The organism is Bradyrhizobium sp. AUGA SZCCT0182, assembly GCF_018130185.1.
In the GTDB taxonomy this organism is placed as follows: Bacteria; Pseudomonadota; Alphaproteobacteria; order Rhizobiales; family Xanthobacteraceae; genus Bradyrhizobium.
In genome coordinates, this window is sequence record NZ_JAFCLY010000007.1 from 214,564 (window position 1) to 236,651 (window position 22,088).

Sequence of the window (22,088 nt, forward strand, 5' to 3'; positions counted from 1 at the left end):
ATGCTTCGACAACAACAAGCAAGACCCGCTGCTCGCGGGCATTCGACGAGGAAACCCATGCCGATCGTACAAGCCGACCGTCTCACACGCATCGGCGCGGCACTGCTCAGGGCTGCCGGCGCATCGGATGAGGAAGCCAAAGCGGTCGCCGTCGGCTGCGTCAACGCCAACCTCGCCGGCCACGATTCCCATGGCATCATCGCGATCCCGACCTATATCGACCGCGTCAAGGCCGGCCATATCGTGCCCGGGGCGAAGTGGACCATCGTGCAGGAATCGCCGACCACCACCGTGATCGACGGCCATTGGGGTTTTGGGTTTCACGTCAACGCCAAGGCGATGGCGCTGACCATCGAGAAGGCGAAGACCGCCAACGTCGCGGCCTGCACGGTGTTTCGCCAGAGCCATGTCGGTCGGCTCGCCGCCTATCCATTGATGGCGATGCAGGAGGGCATGATCGGCATTGCGACCGCCGACTCCGGCCGCTCGCCGAAGATCGTGGCGCCGTTCGGCGGCCGCGAGGCACGGCTCGGAACCAACCCGATCTCGATTGCCGTTCCCTCCGATCTCGACGCACCGTTTTATCTTGACATGGCGACCTCGGCCGTCGCCGCGGGCAAGATTGCGCTGGCCGTGTCGCGCAACGAGGAAATCCCGAAGGGATGGATCGTCGATGCCGAGGGACGGCACACCACCGATCCCGGGGAGTACAAGAAGGGCGGCGCCCTGCTGCCGCTCGGCGGCAGCGAGGGTTACAAGGGCAGCGGCCTTGCCGCGATGGTCGAGGTGCTGTGCGGGCTTCTGACCGGACTTGGTTTCGGTGTCGAGCCGACCGGCCGCCACAATGACGGATGCTTCATGGCGGTGTTCAACGTCGCGGCGTTCCGGCCGCTGAAGGATTTCAAGAAGGAAGTCGCCGAGTTTGCGCGCTATCTGAAAGAGACGCCGCCATCCGAAGGCTCCACCGGCGTGTTCTATCCCGGCGAGGTCGAATATATCCGCGAACAGCAGCGCAAGCTTTCCGGCATCGAAATCGAGGATGCCACCTGGGAAAAACTGCGCGCGCTGGCCGGCGACTACAAGCTCGCAGCCGAACTCGATCTGACATGAAGCCGCGCTTGGCCGATACAGGGAGAATGATATGACACGGCAGATGGCGATGGTCGGCTTCCTGCAGGCGCAGAACTGCACCAATCTGCCGAGTTCCTGGCGGCACCCGGAATCGCGCGACGATTCGATGTCGGCCGACTACTACCAGGAGATCGCCCGGATCCTCGAAGCCGGCAAATTCCATATGGCGTTCTTCGACGACCGGCTGGCGATGCCCGACCGCTACGGCAATGACCACGCCCACACCGTCGAATACGGCATCCGCTGCGTGAAGATGGACCCGATCGTGGTGCTGACCACGATGGGCATGGTAACCGAGAAACTTGGGTTGGCCTCGACCTGCTCGACCACCTATTTCGAGCCCTTCGACGTCGCCCGCCGCTTCGCCACGCTCGATTTGATGACAGGCGGACGCGCGGGGTGGAACGTCGTCACCTCGCTCAATGACGGCGAGGCCCACAACATGGGCAAGGATGCCCATCTCGAACATGACTACCGCTACGACCGCGCCGACGAGTTCATGGAGGTCGTGCTCGGTCATTGGGACACCTGGGAAGACGGCTCGCTGATCATGGACAAGAAGAGCGGCCGCTTTGCCGATCCGGCAAAGGTCAGGCGGCTCGACCACAAGGGCCAATTCTTCAAGTCGCGCGGGCCGTTCACCGTGCCGCGTTCGGCGCAAGGCCATCCCGTCATCATCCAGGCCGGCGCCTCCGGCCGCGGCCAGCGCTTTGCGGGGCGATGGGGCGAGGTGATTTTCACCGCCGCGCGCAACGTGGCCGCCGCCAAGGAGGGCTATGCGGCGGTCCGCAACGAAGCCGCGAAAGCCGGCCGCGATCCCGACCAGATGTTCCTCTGCAACCTCACCACACCCGTCTGCGGCGCGACCAGGAGCGAGGCCGAGGACAAGATGGCTGTCATCAACAAGCTGCCGCTGCAGATCGATGCGCTGTCGCTGCTCGCGGAGGCGCTGAACTACGACTTCGCCTCCAAGCCGCTCGACGAACCCCTGACAACAGAAGAGCTCAAGAGCATGCAGGGCATCCTGGGCATTCGCGACGGCGTGCTCAAGAATTCAGGCAAGACCAATCCCAGCGCGCGCGACTTCGTCACCTTCTCCGGCCGCGGCCAGGTGCAGGACGCAATCGTCGGCGGCCCGAAGGAAATTTCGGACAAGCTAGAGGAGATGTTCGTCGAGCGCGGCTGCGACGGCTTTGTCATCGCCGCCACCATCGTGCCCGGCTCCTACGCCGACTTCGTCAAGCATGTCGTGCCGGAATTGCAGCGCCGCGGCCTGTTTCACAAGGATTATGCCGGCAAGACCTTGCGCGAGAATCTAGGCCTGCCGCGCACCGCCGCCGGCGCCTGGAAGGCCAAGCCGCAGGCCGCAGCCGAATAAAGCAAAGGACACTTCATGCGTTGGCTCAAATTCACCGCCGCCGGCAACACATCCTGGGGCCTCGTCGAGGGTGACAAGGTCATGTCAGTCAGCGGCGATCCCTTCGGCGAATGGCAGCGCGGTGCGCAATCCCATGCGCTCAAGGACGTGAAGATCGAATTGCCGCTGATCCCGCGCACCTTTTATTGCGTCGGCCTGAACTATCTGAAGCATCTCAAGGAAGCCGCCGACAAGGCCGGCACGGTTCCGAACGTGCCGGACCGTCCCGAGATCGGCTACCGCGCGCAGAACGCGCTGATCGCGCATGACGAGGATGTGGTGATCCCGGCGACTGCGACCGAGAAAATCCATTACGAAGGCGAACTCGTCGTCGTCATCGGCAAGAAGGCAAAACACCTGACCGAAGCCAACGCGATGTCCTGCGTGTTTGGCTACACCATCGGCAACGACGTGAGCGAACGCACCTGGCAGAAGGCCGATCGCTCGCTGTGGCGCTCCAAGAATGCCGACACCTTCAAGCCGATGGGCCCCTGGATCGAGACCGATGTCGATCTCGACCGGATGGAAACCGCGATCCGGGTCAACGGCAAGGAGACCGGCCGCTTCCGCACCAACGAGATGATCTTCGGCATTGTGCCGTTCATCGTCGAGCTGACGAAATATTTCACGCTGTGGCCGGGCGACGTGATCTGGATGGGCACCGACGGCGCCTCGCCGGATCTGAAGGCCGGCGACGTGGTCGAGATTGACATCACCGGCATCGGCACCCTGCGCAACAAGTTCGTGGCGGAGAAGCGGTAGGATGCCTACTATTCGATCTTGATCCCGGCGTCCTGGATCACCTTGCGCCAGCGCGCCTCCTCGACGCTGAAATAGCGGTCGAGTGCTTCGGGCGGCTCTGCCACCATCACGAGGCCTTCGTTGACGCCGAGCTTCTTGAACGCCTCTGACTGGACGGCCTTGGCGGCCGACTTGTTCAGGAGGTCGATGACCTCTGGCGGCGTTTTGGCGGGCGCGTACAGGCCGTACCAGGCTTCGGCCGCGTAACCGGGAACACCGGCCTCCGACACCGTCGGCAATTCCGGGAAGGCCGGCGAGCGCTCGGCCGACGTCACCGCGATCGCGCGCAACTGGCCGGCCGCGACCAGCGAGGCGGCGCTGGCGACCGTGGTGAAGATCACCTGGATCTGTCCGCCGAGCAGGTCGGTGATCGCGGGTGCCGCGCCCTTGTACGGCACGGTGGTCAGGTTGACCTTGGCCATGTGCTTGAACAATTCGCCGGCCAGATGCGCCGAGGTGCCGGTGCCATAGGTGCCGTACGACAATTTATCGGGCTCGGCCCTGGCCACCGCAATCAGGTCGGCAATCGATTTGATCGGCGACGCCGGATTGACCACGACGAGGTTGAAGGAACGCGCGATCAACGCAACTGCCGCAAAATCCTTATGCGCATCGTAAGGCAGCTTCGCGTTCAGGCTTGGATTGACCGCGTTAGCAAAGGTGCCCATCAATAGCGTGTAACCGTCAGGCGCGCTGGCCGCGACCGACTGCGTGCCGATGATGGTGCCCGCCCCGGGCTTGTTCTCGATGATGATGGAGGCGCCGAGATCCCTGGCCATCTCCTGCGCCAGCGTCCGCGCAATCACGTCGGTGCCGCCGCCCGGTGCGAACGGCACCACGATCCTGATGATGCGGTCGGGATAGGCGGCGAAGGCGGGCGGGCTTGCAAGCACGACGCACGCTACGAACCCGAACAGGATCACGAGATTCTTCGTGGCGCGTCGAATTTGCATGTCTGAGTCCGCCAAAGGTTGGCCTATCCGGACCGTCCGCGCTATTCGCCTGGTGAAGGGGAACGCCGCGATTTCATCGCCCCTTTTCTCATGCGCGGGTTGGGACCCGCGCCTCCGTCTAGAATGAGCCTTTCGAAAGGATGCATTGCCGGGTCGAGCCCGGCAATGACAATCAGTTAAACCGCGGTCGCCTTGGCGAACTCGACATAGATTTCGCGCAGGCGATCGGTCATCGGGCCGGGCTTGCCGGTCGCGACTTTCTTGCCGTCGATCGATACCACCGCCTGCACGAACACGGTGGCGCTGGTGATGAAGGCTTCCTTCGCGGCCAGCGCCTCTTCCACCGTAAACGCGCGCTCCTCGATCCGGAGCTGGCGTTCTTCGGCCAGCTTGACCACCGCCTTGCGGGTGCAGCCCGGCAAGATCTCGCTGCCGTTCTGCCGCGTCACCAGCACGTCGTCCTGCGTCAGGATGAAGGCCGAGGACGAGCCGCCCTCGGTGACCTTGCCGTCCTCGATCATCCAGGCCTCGCCGGCGCCGGCCACGGCTGCGGCCTGCTTTGCCAGCACTTGCGCCAGCAGCGCCACGCTCTTGATGTCGCGGCGGGTCCAGCGCAGATCGGGCACGGTGATGACGGCAATCCCCGTCTTGGCCGACGGTGCGTTGATGATGTCCTTGACGGAGGTAAACATGACCAGCGTCGGCTTGACGCCCTTTGGAAACGCAAAATCACGGCCGGTGTCGGCGCCGCGCGTCACTTCCAGATAGACCATGCCGTTGACGAGATTGTTGCGCGCCACCAGTTCCTTCTGGATTTCCTGAATCCGTTCGATGGTCTCTGGCAACGCCAGCTCGATCTCGCCGACCGAACGCTCCAGCCGCGCCAGATGCGAGGCATTGTCGATCAGCTTGCCGTCCAGCACGGCGGCGACCTCATAGATGCCGTCGGCGAACAGGAAGCCGCGGTCGAGAATCGACACCTTGGCGTCGGCCATGGGCACGAATGAACCGTTGACGTAAGCGATCTGTTCCAAGCGAAGTCTCCTGAGGGCGCGAAGGGGTGTTGGGGACTCATATACGCAAATTGTTAGTGCCGATAAACCCTCAGCGTCATTCCGGGGCGTGCGAAGCACGAGCCCGGAATCCATAACCACGATCGAGAGTATGGATTCCGGGCTCGCGCCAAACGGCGTGCCCCGGAATGACGGTGGCGGCTAATGCGACAGAATCTTCGACAAGAATTTCTGCGCGCGGTCGCTGCGCGGCTTGCCGAAGAAGTCGTCTTTCAGCGCATCCTCGACGATCTCGCCCTGGTCCATGAAGATAACGCGATGCGCCACCTTTCGGGCAAAGCCCATTTCGTGGGTCACGACCATCATGGTCATGCCCTCGCGGGCCAGATCGACCATCACGTCCAGCACTTCGCTGATCATTTCGGGATCGAGCGCCGAGGTCGGTTCATCGAACAGCATGGCGATCGGATCCATCGCCAGCGCGCGTGCAATCGCCACACGCTGCTGCTGTCCGCCTGACAATTCGGCCGGGTATTTGTTGGCATGAACCTTCAATCCGACGCGGTCGAGCAGCTTGGCGCCCTTGGCCATCGCCTCGTCATGGGACCGGCCCAGTACCTTCTCCTGCCCCAGACACAGATTCTCGATGATCCTCAGATGCGGGAACAGTTCAAAATGCTGGAACACCATGCCGACGCGGGCACGCAGCTTCGGCAGGTCGGTCTTGGGATCATTGACCTTGATGCCGTCGAGGATGATCTCGCCTTCCTGGATCGGCTCCAGCGCGTTGACGCATTTGATCAACGTCGACTTGCCCGAACCTGACGGACCGCACACGACAACCACTTCGCCCTTGGCGACCTTGGTCGTGCAATCCTTCAACGCCTGGAAGGTCGGCCCGTACCATTTATTGACGTGATTGATTTCGATCATGCGCGTTCCCTAACGGACAATACTGATGCGCGCCTGCAGGCGCCGGACGGCGAACGAGGCGGCGCAGGAAATCGTGAAATAGACCACCGCCGCGAACAGGTACATCTCGACCAGCCTGCCGTCGCGCTGCGCAACCTTGCTCGCCGCGCCGAGGAAATCCGGCATCGACAGCACGTAGACCAGCGAAGTGTCCTGGAACAGCACGATGGTCTGGGTCAGCAGCACCGGCAACATGTTGCGGAACGCCTGCGGCAGCACGACGTAGCGCATGGTCTGGGCGTAGGTCATGCCGAGCGCATTGGCCGCGGCAGGCTGGCCCTTGGAGATCGACTGGATGCCGGCGCGCATGATCTCGGAAAAATACGCCGCCTCGAACATGATGAAGGTGACGAGCGCGGAGGTGAAGGCGCCGACACTGATCGGGCGCGACGCGCCGGTCAGCCATTGCCCGACATAAGGCACCAGGAAATAGAACCAGAAGATCACCAGCACCAGCGGCAGCGACCGCATGAAGTCGACGTAAAGCCCGGCGATCCGGCCGAGCACTTTGAAACCGGACAGCCGCATCAGCGCGATCAGCGTGCCGAAAATGATCCCGCCGAGCGCAGAGAGCCCGGTCAGCGTCAGCGTAAACGCCATGCCGTCGAGAAACAGGTAGCCGAGCGAACGGCGGATGACGTCGAAATCGAAATTGGCGAACATGCGGCTATTTCCCCGTGATGTAGCCGGGGATCGCCAGGCTGCGTTCGAGGAAGCGCATGCCGGTGACGACGACGATGTTGATCAGCAGATACATCACGGTCGCGGCGGTGAAAGCCTCGAACACCTGGAACGAGAATTCCTGCATCGACCGCGCCTGGCCGGTCAGTTCGATCAGGCCGATGGTGATCGCGACCGCCGTGTTCTTGATGGTGTTGAGGAACTCCGAGGTCAGCGGCGGCATGATGATTCGGAACGCAATCGGCAGCAGCACGTAGCGATAACCCTGCAACGTCGTCAGTCCGAGCGCGGTCGCGGCCTGCTTTTGCCCGCGCGGCAGCGAGGCGATGCCGGCGCCCAATTGCACGGCGACGCGCGCCGACATGAACAAACCGATCCCGATCGCCGCGGTATAGAACGGCGCATTGGGCATCTGTTTCAGCCACAGCCCCCAGCTGCGTGGCAGCAATTCGGGCAGCACGAAGAACCACAGGAACAGCTGCACCAGAAGCGGCATGTTGCGGAAGAATTCGACCCAGGCGAAGCCGATCCAGTAAGCGGTCTTCGACGGCAGCGTCCGCAACACGCCGATGACAGAGCCGAATATCAGCGCGATGATCCAGGCGAAGATTCCGGTCTGGATGGTAAGCCACAGTCCCGAGAGCAGCATATGGAAATAGGTGCCAGTCCCGCCCGGGGCCGGCTCGAAGAAGATGCTCCAGTTCCAATTATAATTCACGAAGGCCTACCGTCCGCTGCGTCACCGAAACGTACCCATGCAATGGTTGGGCCATTGCATGGGCAGAAGCATCTATTTGCTTATTTGTAGGCGTCCGGATCCGGCGAGTCAGACGGCTTGGCGTACTGGTTCTTCAGCTCCGCGCTGATCGGCGAGTTCAGGTTCAAGCCCTTGGGCGGGATCTTCTGGGTGAACCATTTGTCGTAGATCTTCTGGCCCTCGCCGCCCGTATAGAGCGCTGACGTGGCGGCATCGACCACCTTCTTGAAGGCCGGGTCGTCCTTGCGCAGCATGATGCCATAGGGCTCCGGCTTGGAGAACGCGTCCTTGGAGATCACGTAGTCATCCGGCGCCTTCGAGCCGGCAACCAGGCTCGCCAGCAGGATATCGTCCATCACGAACGCCACCGCGCGGTCGGTCTCGACCATCAGGAAGGCTTCGGCGTGGTCCTTGGCCGGAATGATGTTGGCGCCGAGCTTTTTCTCCGCATTGGCTTCGGTCAGCTGCTTGATGTTGGTGGTGCCCGATGTCGAAACCACCGCTTTGCCCTTCAGATCGTCGATCGAGTTGATCTTGCTCGACTTCTTCGAGACGTAGCGGCTCGCGGTCAGGAAGTGGGTGTTGGTGTAGGCGATCTGCTTCTGGCGTTCGGCGTTGTTGGTGGTCGAGCCGCATTCCAGATCGATGGTGCCGTTGGCCAGCAGCGGAATCCGGGTCGACGACGTCACCGGATTGAGCTTGACCTCGAGCTTGTCGAGCTTGAGCTCCTTCTTCACGGCATCGACGATCTTGTAGCAGATGTCCATGGCGTAGCCGACCGGCTTCTGGCTGTCATCGAGATAGGAGAAGGGAATCGACGAATCCCGGAAGCCGAGCGTGATGGCCCCGGTATCCTTGATGTTCTTCAACGTTCCGGTGAGTTCCTGCGCCATCGCCGGCGTGGCGCACAACGCGCCGGCCAGCGCGTAGCCAATCATGTAATTGCGGTTCATACTTGTACTCCTTGTGTGGTTTACGTCGATCGTTCGAGGATTTCGCCGAGCACCGGCGAAATGTAGCGGCGAAACTGTTCGGGGTTCTCGCTCATCGGAAAATGACCAAGCTGCTCCATTATCGTAACACTGGCGCCCCCGATAGCGGCAGCAGTCCTCGTCGTGTCTTCCGGCGTACAGGAGAAATCATACTCGCCCGTGAGCAGAAACAGCGGGCATACTTTAGTATCGATCCTCTCCACCCGGCCGCGCAAGTCGCCATCGACCCGATAAAAATAAAGATCGCCCTTGAAAATCCCCGGACCGCCCTGCTTGTAACCCCATAGCGTTTCGGCTCGCGAGGCTTGCGGGCTCTGCGGGGCAATGAGACCCGACACCAAGGCTGCGCAGACCTCGCCGCCATGGACGTCGGGGCGGTTGAGCCATGTGGTGTCATACCACGGCGCCTGGAAATTCGCCGCCTCCAGCCCGATCAGCGCACGGAATTCGGCGGCGTGGTCGATCGCAAGGTTGAGCACGATGCGGCCGCCGATCGAGCAGCCCATCACCACGGGCTTTTCCAGCCGCAGCGCCTTGCAGAAGGCGCGGATAGTCTCTGTGTAGCGCGCGGTGGTGAGCTGGTACTCGTCCCCATTCCAGCTCGCCGGCGGATTCGATTTCCCATGCCAGGGCATATCGAAGGCGATGATCCGAAAATTCTTCGCGAACTCCTCATCGGCGAGCAGATGCCGCCATTGCCGCGCATCGGAGCCCGCGGTGTGCAGGCACACCAGCGGAATGCCGGCGCCGTTTTCCTCGAAATAGACCCGATGCAGTTCGCCGCCGATGTCGACATGGACATAGCGGCCGATCATCGGCTCGACGTAACCGCTCATCAGGCAGCCACCGCGAAATGGTGCCGCGGCAAGGCCAGCACATCCTTGAAATACTGCAGATGCGCCATGAAGGGATGCAGATCGCCCTCAAGGGCCGCTTCGCCACGCTTGGTCAGGGCGAGCAGATCATGCCAGCCCGGCCGCGGCTCGGATTGCCAGTACGCCGCCCAGGCCGCAGGCGAGGCGCGATAGGAAAACCGCCACGACCGCATCAGCACCGGCGCCGGCGTCAGATCGACGATCCGGCCGGCACGGATCGAGGCGTGAAAGGGATGGCCGGTCGGCCCGAGCAGGCATTCGCAATCGAGAAACCGGCCGCGAACGATCAGCGCCGGCGTCTGTTCGAGAAGCGCTGGGATTGCGGCGAATGCCTTGATAACCGCGGCGTCGGTTGCGTTCGAAGCTGAACTCATGCGCTCCAGGCAGGATTCCCTGCAATGCCCACATTGGCAAACTGAACGGAACCACCCCGTCCGACCGGACCTATGATGGCCTGAAAGCCTAGGCCTTCGCAAGCCACCGCGACCTATAGCTTACCTTGATTATAGGCCCAGGTCAGTTGAACGCTCAGACTGAGCATGCGCGAGCTGGTCGCGCTGGATGAAGGGGCTTGATCCCTCAAGCCCCCTGGCTCGTCTTGATCACCTTGAGCGCACCCGGTTTCGCCGGCTGCGCCATCGCCCGTGTCAGGATCAGCGCTTCCTTCTTCAACATCTCCGCAAGCTCGGTTTCGCGCCGCCTGATCCGGTCGCTGGAGGCGCCGACGCTCAGCGCCGCAATCACCTGCCCGGCATCGTCGCGGATCGGCACGCCGACCCCGCCCATGCCGGGAAGCGCGACGTCGATCTGCACGGTGTGGCCATGCTTGCGCGCCGCGACGATCCGCTCGCGCAGATACTTCGATGTGATACGCGGCGATTTCGCCAGCCGCGGCATGATGATTTCGATGATGGCGTCGATCTCGGCGTCCGGCAGCCACACCATCAGCGCAAGGCTGCCGGCTCCGACCCCGAGCGGCCGCCGGCTGCCGATCTGCAGGTAATTGGGTTGCAACGGATGGCTGCCGACGGAACGCGCCAGATACAGCGCCTCGACGCCGCTGCGCACCGACAATAGCGCGGTATCGGCCGATCGCCCCGAAAGCCGCAGCAGGCTCGGCTGCGCCAGTTCGGCGATGTCGACAGTGCGGCGCGCGCTGACCGCCATCACCCGCGCCTCCTGGCCGAGTTCGTAGGTTTTTGCGCCGGTCACGCGGGTGACAAAGCCCTCCTCGATCAGCGAGCCGAGGATGCGCAGCGCCGTCGCCTTGTTCAGCGAGGTGACGTCGGCGATCTCGGTCAGCCGCAGCGGAGCGTTCTGCGCCAGCACACGCAGGATCGCGCAGACTTTTTGGATGGCGTTGAAATTGGCCGGCTGCCCGATGACGGACAGCGATGGCTTCTTCTTAGGTGACGTCGCGTTCATGCCGCCCTTCCCCGCATCGCGCTCCCCTGATCCTAGAGAGCGCGGCGCGCGGGCGACAGAGCAATATTTCGCCTGACGATACGCTGAGCTAAATTTTATAGCACGAAACGGCATTTTCGCGCCGCAGCATCGTTCTTATTCCGTCACGCGAACCATTGCCGGCATCACGGTCTACGCGGCATCTCGCCCAAGTCCCAGAACAGGCCCGCCATGATGGCCAGCGCTTCCTCGGTGACCGGCAGGAGGATGTGTTCATCCGGTGCGTGCTGCGAGCAGCCGGGATAGGAATGCGGAATCCAGATCGTCGGCAGACCGAGCCCTTCGGCAAAGACGCCGTTGGGCAGCGAACCGCCGATATTCGGCAGGATCGCCGGCGCCTTTCCGGTGGTCTGCCGGATCGAGTTCGCCGCCCAGTTGACCCAGGGGCTATCCAAATCGGTACGCGACGCGCCAAACCTCTGCTGGCCGCTGACATCCACCATCGGAAAGCCATTGGCGTGCAGATAGGTCCTGACAGCGTCGACCACCTTTTCGTATTCGGTGCCGACCACGAAGCGAAGCTGCAGCACGGCGCGAGCTACGCCCGGGATGGCGTTCGCCGGTTGCTCGATATTGCCCGATGACATCGCCAGCACTTCCAGCGTGTTCCAGGCATAGACCCGTTCGGCGGCCGACAGGCCATCCTCGCCCCAATTCTCGGAGACCTGCGGCTCATCCGCCGTGGGCTCGACCTCCACATCGGCAAGTGCTGCGCGGATCAGGTTCGAGATGCGCGGCGGCTTCATGATGTCGAGCTTCATCCGCCCCCTGTGATCGACCAGCGCGGCGATGGCGTTTGCCAGGATGGTCGCGGGGTTGGCGAGCAGGCCGCCCCAATTGCCGGAATGATTGCCGCCTTCGCGCAGGTTGACGTCGAGATGAATTCGCACGCCGCCGCGACAGCCAAGGAAGATGGTGGGACGATCCGCCGAAAGCCGCGGACCATCGGAAGCGAGCAACAGGTCGGCCTTAAGTTCCTGCTGCAGCGATTCGCAGACCTCAGCCAGGTCTGGCGAGCCGATCTCCTCGCTGGTCTCGATGATGAACTTGGCATTGAAGCCGAGCTTGCCGCCACGGGCTTCGCGGACGGCGCGCAACGCCGCCATGTTGATGCTGTGCTGCCCCTTGTTGTCGGCGGTGCCGCGGCCGTAGACGCGATCGCCCTTGGTCGTGGTCTGCCACGGGTTGAGATTGTCGCGCCATTCACCGACCATGCCACCCACGACGTCGCCATGGCCGTAGGAGAGCACCGTCAACAATGACGGATCCTCGCGATAGTCTGCCAGCAGATACGGGCCCTTGCCGATCGGCGACTCGATCAGCCGGGTCGAAAACCCGAGCTCTTCAAAGGCAGGCTGCAGTCCTTCCACGAGATAGGCGCGCAAGGGATCGCCCGGCAACGGTTCCTGGCTCTGCGTAGGAAAACCGACCCTGCGGTTGAGCTCGGCGAGAAATTCGCCGGAGTGAAACTGCTGACGCACATTTTCAATCGCGTCGGCTCTCGTTGCCATGTCTTTTTCCTTTCGCGCTCGCGAACGTATCACTCGTTAGTGTAGCCAGACAACTCATCTACTGGAAGTAGCGCGAGTTGCGCCGAATAGGGCCTTGCTAACCCTCATGGAATGCAACAGTTTCCGCCAACAACCCGGTACCCGACCCGGCGGCGTATCGGGGAATACCCAAGGTTCCACCATCATGAAGAAACAGATCCGGCTCAACGCCTTTGCCATGAACTGCGTGGCGCATCAATCGCCCGGGCTGTGGACCCATCCGCGCGACCGTACCCTTGACTATAACCGCCTGCCCTATTGGCTTGATCTCGCCAGGACGCTGGAGCGCGGGCGGTTCGACGGTCTGTTTCTCGCCGACGTGCTCGGCGTCTATGACGTGTTCGGCAATAGCCCCGACGCGGCGCTGCGCAACGCTACGCAGACCCCGGCGAACGAACCCCTGATGCTGATCCCGGCGATGGCGGCGGTGACGAAACATCTCGGTTTCGGCGTCACCAGCAACCTGTCGTTCGAGCCGCCCTATCCGTTCGCGCGCCGGATGTCGACGCTCGACCACCTCACCGAGGGACGGGTCGGCTGGAACGTGGTGACCGGCTATCTCGACAGCGCCGCGCGCGGTGCCGGCAAGGACAAGCAGACCGCGCATGACGACCGCTACGAGATCGCCGATGAATATATGGAGCTGGTCTACAAGCTCTGGGAAGGCAGCTGGGAGGACGAAGCCGTGCTGCGCGACCGCGCGCGCGGCATCTTCGCTGACCCTGCGAAGGTGCATCCCGTCTCGCATGAGGGCAATCATTACCGGCTCAACGCGATTCATCTGAGCGAGCCGTCGCCGCAGCGCACGCCGGTGCTGTACCAGGCCGGCACCTCGCCGCGCGGCCGGCAGTTCGCGGCCCGGCACGCCGAATGCGTGTTCATGTCGGGCCCGTCGGCCAAGATCATCGGACCGCGCGTCGCGGCGATCCGTGACCTGGCACGCGAGATCGGACGCAACCCGGCCGAGATCCTGATGTTCAGCATGATGACGATCATCCTCGGGCGCACCGAGGCGGAGGCGAAGGCGAAATACGCCGACTATCGCAAGCACATCAATCCCGAGGGTGCGCTTGCGCTGATGTCGGGCTGGACCGGCGTCGATTTCTCCAGCTACGACCTCGACCAGCAGGTCCGCCACGTCCAGAACGACGCCGGCCGCACCGCGCTCGATAACGTCACCCGCGCCGATCCGGACCGGGTCTGGACCGTGCGCGAAGTCGTCGAGCATGTCGGCATCGGCGGCGCCGGACCCGTCGTGGTCGGCACGCCCGAGAAGGTCGCCGACGATATCGAGGCCTGGTTCGAGCAGACCGACGTCGACGGCCTCAACGTCGCCTTCGCGACCTCGCCCGGCGATTTCGAGGATATCGCCGACATGCTGGTGCCGGAATTGACGCGTCGCGGACGATACAAGAGCGCGTACGCCGAGGGCACGCTGCGCGAGAAGCTGTTCGGCGAGGGCCGCGCCAGGCTGACGGCGCAGCACCCGGCGAGCCAGTATCGGCCGGGTGCGCGGGTGAAGGCGGCGGGGTAGACCGTCTCCGTAGTCCGTAGGGTGGGCAAAGCGAAGCGTGCCCACCATTGGAGACCGAGATCTGGATGGATGGTGGGCACGGCGCAAGTGCGCCTTTGCCCACCCTACGACAGCATTCAATCAATTCACCGAATTACTCACCACGACTTCGATCAGCTTGGTGCCGGGGCGACCAATCGCCGACGACAGCACGGACTTCAATTGGCCGGGATCGGTGACGCGCACAGCTTCCAGCCCTAGCGATTTGGCGAGCCCGGTGAAATCGACCGGCGGATCGACGAAGTCCATGCCGACATAATGATCGTCGCCGTGGAAGGCGAGCAGGCGCTGCTTGATGATGCGGTAGCCGCCATTGTTGACGATCACGAAGGTCAGCGGCAGCTTGTGGTTCGCCGCGGTCCATAGCGACTGGATCGAATACATCGAGCTGCCGTCGCCGGAATAGCACACCACCGGGCGCTCGGGATTGGCGAGGCTGACGCCGACGGAGGCCGGCAGTCCCCAGCCGATGCCGCCCGAGGCCAGCGCGTGATAGCCGTAGCGATCACGATGCGGCCGCAACGCCAGGATCTGCCGCGACGACGTCAGGCCTTCGTCGACCAGGATCGCATTGTCAGGCATCGCCTCGACCACCTGCAGCGCCAACCAGTCCGGATCGATCGGCGATTTGGTGCTGGCTTTTGCAATCTGTTCGATCAGCGGTTTGCGCTTCGCGGTCCAGTTCTTTGGCGCCAGCGCGGCCACGCCCTGCTTCGCACGCGTCTCAAGCGCGCCGCCGCCGGCGGCCTTCAGCGCCGGCACCAACGCGCGCAGCGTTTCCTTCACATCGGCCTTGAGCGCGATCTCGGCGCCGTAGTTCTTGGCGAGATCCCAGTCGACAAGGCCGATCTGCACGATGCCGAGTCCATCGGGCAACGGATCAACCTCGCTGTAGACCGACATGCGCAGGGGATCTGCGCCGAGCACGATCATCAGATCGTAGGGCGACAGCACCTCGCGAACCTGCTTTTGCAGGCGCGACAGCGCGCCCATGAAGCATGGGCTTTCCGACAGGAAGTGTGCGCCGTAAGGCGTCGAGCACTGATAGGCCGGCGCACCGATCGTTTCCGCGAACTGCGCGGCTTCCTTTAGCGCGTCGCTCTTGACGATCTCGTCGCCGGTGATGATGACCGGCCGCTCGGCTTTGAGGATGCGCGCGACCAGCGCCCCGAGCGCTTCGTCCGACGGTTTGACGCGGGTATCGACGCGGGTGGAGCGGCCGAGCTCAATGCCGGCTTCGGCGTTGAGGATATCGCCGGGCAGCGAAATGAACACCGGCCCGGTCGGCGGCGTGGTTGCGATCTTGGCGGCGCGGCGCACGATGCGCGGCAGATCCTCCAGCCGCGTCACCTCGACCGCCCATTTCACCAAGGGCTCCGCCATCTGCACCAGCGGGCCGTACAGCACCGGCTCCATCAGCCCGTGGCCCTGTTCCTGCTGGCCCGCGGTGAGGATCATCGGCGTGCCGGTGAAGGCCGCGTTGAACAGCGAGCCCATCGCGTTGCCGAGGCCGGGCGCGACGTGGACGTTGCAGGCGACAAGCTTACCCGAGGCGCGGCTGTAACCGTCGGCGATCGCGACCACCAGGCTCTCCTGCATCGCCATCACATAGGTGAGGTCAGGATGATCCTTCAGGGCGTGCATGATCGGCAGTTCGGTGGTGCCGGGATTGCCGAACAGATGCGTGATGCCCTCGTCCTTCAGCAGCGCGAGAAAGGCCGAGCGTCCGGTAATGCGATTCTTCATATTTCCTCCTGCCCGCGGCTCGTTGACCTTTCGGGATCAAGCCATCATGACGATCGGCAATGGTGAGATCAAATGGAGCGCGGTCATGGCTGCATTGCGTGGCCAGTGCCCCGGGCTCAATTTGAATGAACTATCGACGTCGCTTCATAGCAATCGAAACACATGAACACGTAGATCATGCCACAGTCAGCAATGCAGATGTCGTCATTTATGGAATCCAGTTGGCCATAGAATGTCATCCTTCCGTGCCCAGCCGGGCAATTTGGCCATTGTTCATTTTGCAGGAACTGCGGCTCGCCGCCAAGCCGATGCCTCGCCCCGATCTCTTTAGAAGCCCATTTGAATTTTGGCAGGTTTCGAGCCTCATCGGTTAACGGCTCAGGGATCAATTGGATGGGAGGTATACTTTTCATACATTTTGCCCTCTAGAACATCAGCCGTAAGACGCACCCCGAGTTACTGGACTCGGCATCGCGCGAAGGGCTGCAGATCAGAACATCCCCTCGCGATCACCGCGTTTCTTCTTTTTCGAGCGCTGCCAGACCACGCCGGGAAAGCCTTTCAGCGGCACCAGCGGTTCGCCGGTATAGGCCCATTCCTGTAGCTCCTCGATCGCGATGTGATACAGCGGCTGGCGGCCGGTGCGGCCGGTGAACAGCGCGCGCGGGATGTTGACCATGTGCGGCGAGCGCGGCCGCTCGTAGGCGATGGGCGTGCCGCAGCTGCTGCAGAAGCTGCGCGCGGCTTTCGTGGCCTTGTCTTCATAGCGCGTGATGGAGGTCTTGCCTTTGGTAATGCGGAAGCGCTTGCGCCAGCTTCCGACATAGGTCGCGTAGGCCGCGCCGTGCGCGCGGCGACTCGAAGGCGTATGATCGTGCCAGGCCCAGCGCGCCGGCACGTCGATTTCGAAGCAGACTTTGCCGCACAGGCATTGGCCGGCGGCGGGTTTGCCCACCGCCACCGGTTTTGCCTTTTTCTTTTCGGTTTCCTCTTCCGGAAACATGCTCGATCCTCACGCTTCGTCATTGCCTGCAACAAACGCAAAGCGTTTGTGCAAGGGAGCGAAGCGACGAAGCAATCCATACTTCCTTACGTGGTGAGATGGATTGCTTCCGCCTTCGCTCTTCGAGCTACGGCGGACAGGTCGCTTCGCTCGCAATGACGGTCACGCCTGCGCCAACTCGTCGTGCGCGGGGTAATCGGTGTAGCCGGCGACGTCGCCGCCATAGAAGGTCGCGCGGTTATAGGGCGTCAGCGGGAAGCCGCGTTGCAGGCGGCGCGGCAAATCCGGATTGGAGATGAATATCCGCCCGAACGCGATCGCGTCGGCATGGCCGGCCGCGATCGCGGCATTCGCGGTCTCGCCGGTGAAGCCGCCGGCCGTGATCAGCACGCCTTTCCAAATGGGGCGGAACAACACCATCGCCGAGGGCACGTTCTGATGGTTGACCTCGGCGCGGCCGGCGCCGCTGGAGCGCGGTTCGATGAAATGCAGATAGGCGAGCCCGAGCGGATTGAGCGATTGCACAACATGGCTATAGAGCGGCATCGGGTCGGGCTCGCCGCTGCCATTGGCGATGCCGTAGGGCGACAGCCGCAGGCCGACGCGGCTCGCGCCCCAGACCTCGATCACGGCTTGCGTCACTTCCATCAGGAAGCGCGTGCGGTTTTCGATTCCGCCGCCATATTGATCGGTGCGAAGATTGGTGTGCGACTGCAGGAACTGCTCGATCAGATAACCGTTGGCGCCATGGATCTCGACGCCGTCGAAGCCGGCGGCAAGCGCGTTCTTCGCCGCCTGCCGGTAGGCATCGACCACATCAGGGATTTCGGAGGTCTCGAGCGCGCGCGGCGTCTCGTAGGTCACGGCCTTGCCGTCCGCCGTCCCGGTCTTCAGATCGGGCGGGATCGTAACCGCCGAGGGCGCCACCGGCAGCACGCCACCGGGCTGGAACGAGGAATGCGAAACGCGGCCGACATGCCAGAGCTGCAGGAAGATCACGCCACCCTTGGCGTGAACGGCATCGACGACCTTTCGCCAGCCGGCGATCTGCTGCTCGGTATAGATTCCGGGGACGCCGGGGCTGCCATACCCCGTCGCCATCACGGGCGAGGCCTCGGCGATCAGCAATCCGCCCGGCGTCGCGCGCTGGGCGTAATATTCCGCGTTCAGCGGCCGCGGCGCGAGGCTGGGCTTTTCCGCCCGCATCCGCGTCAGCGGCGCCAGGGCGAGACGATGTTTGAGCTGGTAGGGACCGATCTGCAGCGGGGAAAACAATGATGGGTAATTCATGCCGGTGTGGAACTCCAACTTCTCCGTATTCATACGAGTATGTAACCGGTTCCGCTTGCCCGTAAAAGACTGGAGCAGCTTTGTTTTGAAAGCGAAGCGGTAGCCCGCTCGAACCGATGTAGTGAGCAAGCATTTCATGCCGAAATCGAGTGCCAAATCGCTTCCTTCGCTCAGCGTACGCATCGATCTGGATGCAAACGCCCGGATCGGGCCGGGCAAGATCCAGCTGCTGGAGAATATCCACACATGCGGCTCGATTTCGGCCGCCGGCCGCGCGATGGAGATGTCGTACAAGCGGGCATGGGATCTGGTCGACGAGATCAACCGCATCTGCCGGCAGGCCGCCGTCGAGCGGCAGACCGGCGGCAAGAACGGCGGCGGCGCGGTGCTGACGTCGTTCGGCATCTCGCTGGTCAAGCGCTACCGCAAGATCGAACGCAACGCCGCGAGCGCGGCGCGCAAGGAGTTGCAGGCGCTGCGCAGCGAGATCGGTCGGAAGAAGCGGGCGGGGTAGCACTACTCGTCGTCCCGGCCTAGTGCGCAATTGCGCACGGGGGCCGGGACCCATACGCCGTGACGCTCGTTGTTATAGAAGGCATCTAACGCCAGCATTCTCACCGATGGGCCGCGGAGTATGGGTCCCGGCCCCCGTGCGCAATTGCGCACTAGGCCGGGACGACACAAACATCCTAACCCGTCTTGATCCAGACCGCCTTGACGTTGAGATACTCTTCCAGGTGCTGCTTGCCTGACTCGCGGCCGTAGCCGCTCATCTTGTAGCCGCCGAACGGCACCGCCGGATCCATCGCCTGGTAGCAATTGACCCAGACCGAGCCGGCGCGCAGCGATTTTGCAATTTGATGCGCCTTGCTGACATTGGTGGTCCAGACGCCGCTGCCCAATCCAAACGTGGTGGCGTTGGCGCGCGCGATCAGCTCGTCGGTGTCCTTAAAGGAGATCGCCGAAATCACCGGGCCGAAGATTTCCTCCTGCGCGATCCGCATATTGTCCTGCACATTGGCGAACACCGTCGGCGCCACGAAATAGCCCTTCGACAGCGCGCCTTCGGTCAGCGGCGTACCGCCGGTCAGCGCCTTGGCGCCCTCCTCCTGGCCGATCGAGAGATAGCTGGAGACGCGCTTCATCTGCTCCGCCGACACCAGCGGTCCGATCTGGGTATTGGGATCGAGGCCGTTGCCGACCTGCAGCTTCTTGCCGAATTCGGCGACGCGGCCGACGAACTCGTCATAGATCTTGTGCTCGACGAACAGCCGCGTGCCCGCGCTGCATCTCTCTGGCCGGAATTGGCGAACACCGCCATCGCCGCACCCGGCACCGCCGCATCGAGGTCGGCGTCGGCGAACACGATATCAGGCGATTTGCCGCCGAGCTCCAGCGACACGCGCTTGAGGTTGCCGGCGGAGGCCCTGACGATGGCTTGCCCGGTCACGTGCGAGCCGGTGAAGGCGACCTTGTCGACGCCGGAATGCGAGGACAGTGCCGCGCCCGCGGTCTCGCCGTAACCCGGCACCACGTTGACGACGCCGGGCGGAATGCCGGCTTCCATGCAGAGTTCGGCGAGCCGCAGCGGTGCCAGCGGCGCCTCCTCGGCCGGCTTCAGCACCACGGTGCAGCCGGTTGCAATCGCCGGGCCGATCTTCCAGACGCTGGCGGTTAGCGGGCTGTTCCAGGGGATGATGGCGCCGACGACGCCGACCGGCTCCTTCAGCGTGTAGGAGAATATCTCGCCGGGCAGCGAGTTTTCGATGGTCTCGCCATGCAGCGCGGTGGCCTGCCCGGCATAAAAGCGCAGCATGCCGAGCACGCGCAGCCGCGTACCGCGGGTGCGGCTGATCGGCGCGCCCATGTCGAGCGTATCGAGCTGCGACAGCTCCTCGAAATTCTTCTCGACGAGATCGGCGAGCTTCAGCAGCAGGTTCTGCCGCTCGAACGGCTTGACCTTGCTCCACGGACCCTCGAAGGCGCGGCGGGCGGCCGCCACCGCGCGATTGATGTCCTCGGCGTCGCCCTCGGCCACCGTGGCGAGCAGTTCGCCGGTCGCCGGGTTATGGGTCTCGAACTTCCTGCCGGAGGCCGCATCGACCCATTGGCCGTCGATCAGCATCTTCTTGTAGGAACCATCCGCATAGGGGTGGCGCGTGATCGGAATTGCCTGTGATACAGCCATGTATTTACTCCCTTGGATCGATAGCCGTTATTGTGATGAAGATCGTTATATCTGTATAACTATATCGTTGGGCTCCGAACCGTAAAGCGGAATGAGCCGCCGGAAGCGGGACGGGAAATGAAGACCTGCCATGCCGGTTCGTACGTGCCGATATTGTCCTGATGAAGATTTGGGCTGATAAGTAGTGTAACCCGATTTGTGTCCGGAGGAAGTCTGCATGCCCCACCCTGCCATGTCCGCCAATCATGTCGCCGTGATCACCGGGGGCGCGTCCGGCATCGGGCTTGCGGCCGCGATGCGGTTCGCCGGCCTCGGCATGAAGGTTTGTATCGCCGATATCGGCGCCGCGCGGCTGGCGGAGGTTGCCACAAAACTGTCGTCTGTCGCCAAGGGCGGCGACGCCGATGTGATGACCGCCGAGGTCGATGTCAGCCGGTTTGAGGACGTCGCCAGGCTCGAAGCTGCGGTGCAGAAGCGGTTCGGCGGCACCGACATCCTGATGAACAATGCCGGCATCGGCCCCGACAGCAACAGCTTTGGGCCGCTGGAGAACTGGCAGCGCATTCTCAACGTCAACCTCTGGGGCATCATCCACGGCACCCAGGTTTTCGCGCCGCACATGATCGAACGCGGCCGGCCCGGGCTCATCATCAACACCGGCTCCAAGCAAGGCATTACAACGCCACCCGGCAATCCCGCTTACAATGTCTCCAAAGCCGGCGTCAAAGCGCTCACCGAGGCGCTGCAGCATGAGCTGCGTAACACCGATGGCTGCCAGATCAGCGCGCACCTGATGATCCCCGGTCACGTTTTCACTGCCCTCACCTCCCGCGGCCGCACCGAGAAACCTGATGGTGCCTGGACGCCCGAGCAGACCGTCGACTTCATGATTGAACGCATCGATGCCGGCGATTTCTACATCCTGTGCCCTGACAATGACGTGCCGCGGCAACTCGACGAACGGCGCATGCTGTGGGCCGCCGGCGACATCGTTGAAAACCGCCCCGCGCTGTCGCGCTGGCACAAGGATTATGCGGAGGCGTTTGCGCGGTTTGTGAAGGGGGAGCGATAAAACTCGGTGTCGTCCCGGCGAACGCCGGGACCCATACTCCGTGACGGTTATTGTTGCGGGAGGTCTCTAACGCCTGCGCTTTTACCGATGGGCCGCGGCGTATGGGTCCCGGCTCAAGGCCGGGACGACGTGGATGGGCATCGCAAACACGCCTTCGCATTCTCGCGACGTATTGCGCCCGAGCTTTGCCAGAAATTCCTTACCCTCTTCAATGAGAGGGCGCAGGGAAGACCGGATGCGCGCTGCACCCGCGGTCCCGTGTGCGGTTTGCACAAAACAAAGTGCACACGAGCATACAGGGCAGCGGAGAACACCCGGCCTTCCCTGCGCAATGGCTTTACGGCTTATGCCGTGCTCTCCCCGGAGACGAGTTCTTGGTTGACTCCGTCGCTGCCGTTCCCGCTTGCGCTTCTCCAACAGCTTGACGCCTGCAACGGGCGCCAGGACCACACGGTTTTGCCGTACGCTTATCCACGCCGTCGTCGAGGCGTAAACCAGCGTCCACCGCAACCCGTCCAACGTCCGTGACGACGGCCGACGCCCTTCTGAGTAGGACGGGATGGGCGAATATATGCCCCTGATTTGTGTTCTGGTAAACAGAAATATTTTT

19 protein-coding genes and 1 pseudogene are annotated in these 22,088 nt (G+C 63.0%); 6 read left to right on the forward strand and 14 right to left on the reverse strand.

Going from position 1 to position 22,088, the window contains the following annotated elements:
- Positions 1–57 precede the first annotated feature (57 nt).
- The 3 genes from JQ611_RS10965 to JQ611_RS10975 are packed head-to-tail and all read left to right on the forward strand — an operon-like array spanning position 58 to position 3,310.
- A complete protein-coding gene (locus JQ611_RS10965; RefSeq protein WP_212465434.1) occupies positions 58–1,110 on the forward strand; it encodes an Ldh family oxidoreductase in 1,053 nt (350 codons plus the stop codon).
- 31 nt (positions 1,111–1,141) lie between these two features.
- Positions 1,142–2,509, forward strand: coding sequence for an LLM class flavin-dependent oxidoreductase (locus JQ611_RS10970; RefSeq protein WP_212389165.1), 1,368 nt, complete (start codon positions 1,142–1,144; stop codon positions 2,507–2,509).
- Between the two features lie 15 nt (positions 2,510–2,524).
- The gene (locus tag JQ611_RS10975; RefSeq protein WP_212465435.1) at positions 2,525–3,310 is read left to right on the forward strand and encodes a fumarylacetoacetate hydrolase family protein; all 786 of its coding nucleotides are present in this window, start codon (positions 2,525–2,527) and stop codon (positions 3,308–3,310) included.
- 8 nt (positions 3,311–3,318) lie between these two features.
- On the opposite strand, the gene JQ611_RS10980 is transcribed toward JQ611_RS10975, so the two are convergent.
- The 10 genes from JQ611_RS10980 to JQ611_RS11025 form a co-directional block, all read right to left on the reverse strand.
- Positions 3,319–4,302 (reverse strand): tripartite tricarboxylate transporter substrate binding protein, encoded by a 984-nt coding sequence (locus JQ611_RS10980; protein ID WP_212465436.1) that lies wholly within the window; start codon positions 4,300–4,302, stop codon positions 3,319–3,321.
- Between the two features lie 176 nt (positions 4,303–4,478).
- Positions 4,479–5,336, reverse strand: coding sequence for a D-amino-acid transaminase (locus JQ611_RS10985; protein ID WP_212262948.1), 858 nt, complete (start codon positions 5,334–5,336; stop codon positions 4,479–4,481).
- Between the two features lie 180 nt (positions 5,337–5,516).
- Complete coding sequence (locus tag JQ611_RS10990; protein WP_212262949.1) at positions 5,517–6,248, reverse strand: amino acid ABC transporter ATP-binding protein; 732 nt, start codon at positions 6,246–6,248, stop codon at positions 5,517–5,519.
- A 9-nt stretch (positions 6,249–6,257) separates the two neighbouring features.
- Positions 6,258–6,950 (reverse strand): amino acid ABC transporter permease, encoded by a 693-nt coding sequence (locus JQ611_RS10995; RefSeq protein ID WP_212262950.1) that lies wholly within the window; start codon positions 6,948–6,950, stop codon positions 6,258–6,260.
- A gap of 4 nt (positions 6,951–6,954) precedes the next feature.
- On the reverse strand, positions 6,955–7,686 hold the full coding sequence (locus JQ611_RS11000; protein ID WP_212262951.1) for an amino acid ABC transporter permease: 732 nt from the start codon (positions 7,684–7,686) through the stop codon (positions 6,955–6,957).
- An 80-nt stretch (positions 7,687–7,766) separates the two neighbouring features.
- The gene (locus tag JQ611_RS11005; RefSeq protein WP_212262952.1) at positions 7,767–8,678 is read right to left on the reverse strand and encodes an amino acid ABC transporter substrate-binding protein; all 912 of its coding nucleotides are present in this window, start codon (positions 8,676–8,678) and stop codon (positions 7,767–7,769) included.
- A 20-nt stretch (positions 8,679–8,698) separates the two neighbouring features.
- Entirely contained in the window at positions 8,699–9,553 is an 855-nt protein-coding gene (locus tag JQ611_RS11010) for an alpha/beta fold hydrolase (protein WP_212465437.1), read from the reverse strand.
- A complete protein-coding gene (locus tag JQ611_RS11015; protein ID WP_212036865.1) occupies positions 9,553–9,966 on the reverse strand; it encodes a hypothetical protein in 414 nt (137 codons plus the stop codon). The genes JQ611_RS11010 and JQ611_RS11015 overlap by 1 nt, the downstream gene beginning before the upstream one ends.
- Before the next feature lie 205 nt (positions 9,967–10,171).
- Positions 10,172–11,017, reverse strand: coding sequence for an IclR family transcriptional regulator (locus JQ611_RS11020; protein ID WP_212465438.1), 846 nt, complete (start codon positions 11,015–11,017; stop codon positions 10,172–10,174).
- Between the two features lie 164 nt (positions 11,018–11,181).
- Complete coding sequence (locus tag JQ611_RS11025; protein WP_212262955.1) at positions 11,182–12,567, reverse strand: M20 family metallopeptidase; 1,386 nt, start codon at positions 12,565–12,567, stop codon at positions 11,182–11,184.
- 184 nt (positions 12,568–12,751) lie between these two features.
- Between JQ611_RS11025 and JQ611_RS11030 the strand changes: the two genes are divergently transcribed.
- Positions 12,752–14,140 carry an LLM class flavin-dependent oxidoreductase gene (locus tag JQ611_RS11030; RefSeq protein WP_212465439.1) on the forward strand — a complete coding sequence of 463 codons (1,389 nt, stop codon included), beginning with the start codon at positions 12,752–12,754 and terminating at the stop codon, positions 14,138–14,140.
- Between the two features lie 120 nt (positions 14,141–14,260).
- Here JQ611_RS11030 and JQ611_RS11035 read toward each other — a convergent pair whose 3' ends face one another.
- The 3 genes from JQ611_RS11035 to JQ611_RS11050 form a co-directional block, all read right to left on the reverse strand.
- On the reverse strand, positions 14,261–15,925 hold the full coding sequence (locus JQ611_RS11035; protein ID WP_212465440.1) for a thiamine pyrophosphate-binding protein: 1,665 nt from the start codon (positions 15,923–15,925) through the stop codon (positions 14,261–14,263).
- A 490-nt stretch (positions 15,926–16,415) separates the two neighbouring features.
- Complete coding sequence (locus JQ611_RS11045; RefSeq protein WP_249133073.1) at positions 16,416–16,928, reverse strand: GFA family protein; 513 nt, start codon at positions 16,926–16,928, stop codon at positions 16,416–16,418.
- A gap of 162 nt (positions 16,929–17,090) precedes the next feature.
- A complete protein-coding gene (locus tag JQ611_RS11050) occupies positions 17,091–18,218 on the reverse strand; it encodes an alkene reductase (RefSeq protein WP_212389174.1) in 1,128 nt (375 codons plus the stop codon).
- Positions 18,219–18,354: 136 nt separating this feature from the next.
- Between JQ611_RS11050 and JQ611_RS11055 the strand changes: the two genes are divergently transcribed.
- Positions 18,355–18,732 (forward strand): winged helix-turn-helix domain-containing protein, encoded by a 378-nt coding sequence (locus JQ611_RS11055; RefSeq protein WP_212262959.1) that lies wholly within the window; start codon positions 18,355–18,357, stop codon positions 18,730–18,732.
- A 175-nt stretch (positions 18,733–18,907) separates the two neighbouring features.
- On the opposite strand, the pseudogene JQ611_RS11060 reads toward JQ611_RS11055, so the two are convergent.
- Positions 18,908–20,406 (reverse strand): annotated as a pseudogene (locus tag JQ611_RS11060) (aldehyde dehydrogenase family protein).
- Between the two features lie 217 nt (positions 20,407–20,623).
- Between JQ611_RS11060 and JQ611_RS11065 the strand changes: the two are divergent.
- On the forward strand, positions 20,624–21,478 hold the full coding sequence (locus JQ611_RS11065; protein WP_212465441.1) for an SDR family oxidoreductase: 855 nt from the start codon (positions 20,624–20,626) through the stop codon (positions 21,476–21,478).
- The last annotated feature ends 610 nt before the right edge of the window (positions 21,479–22,088 follow it).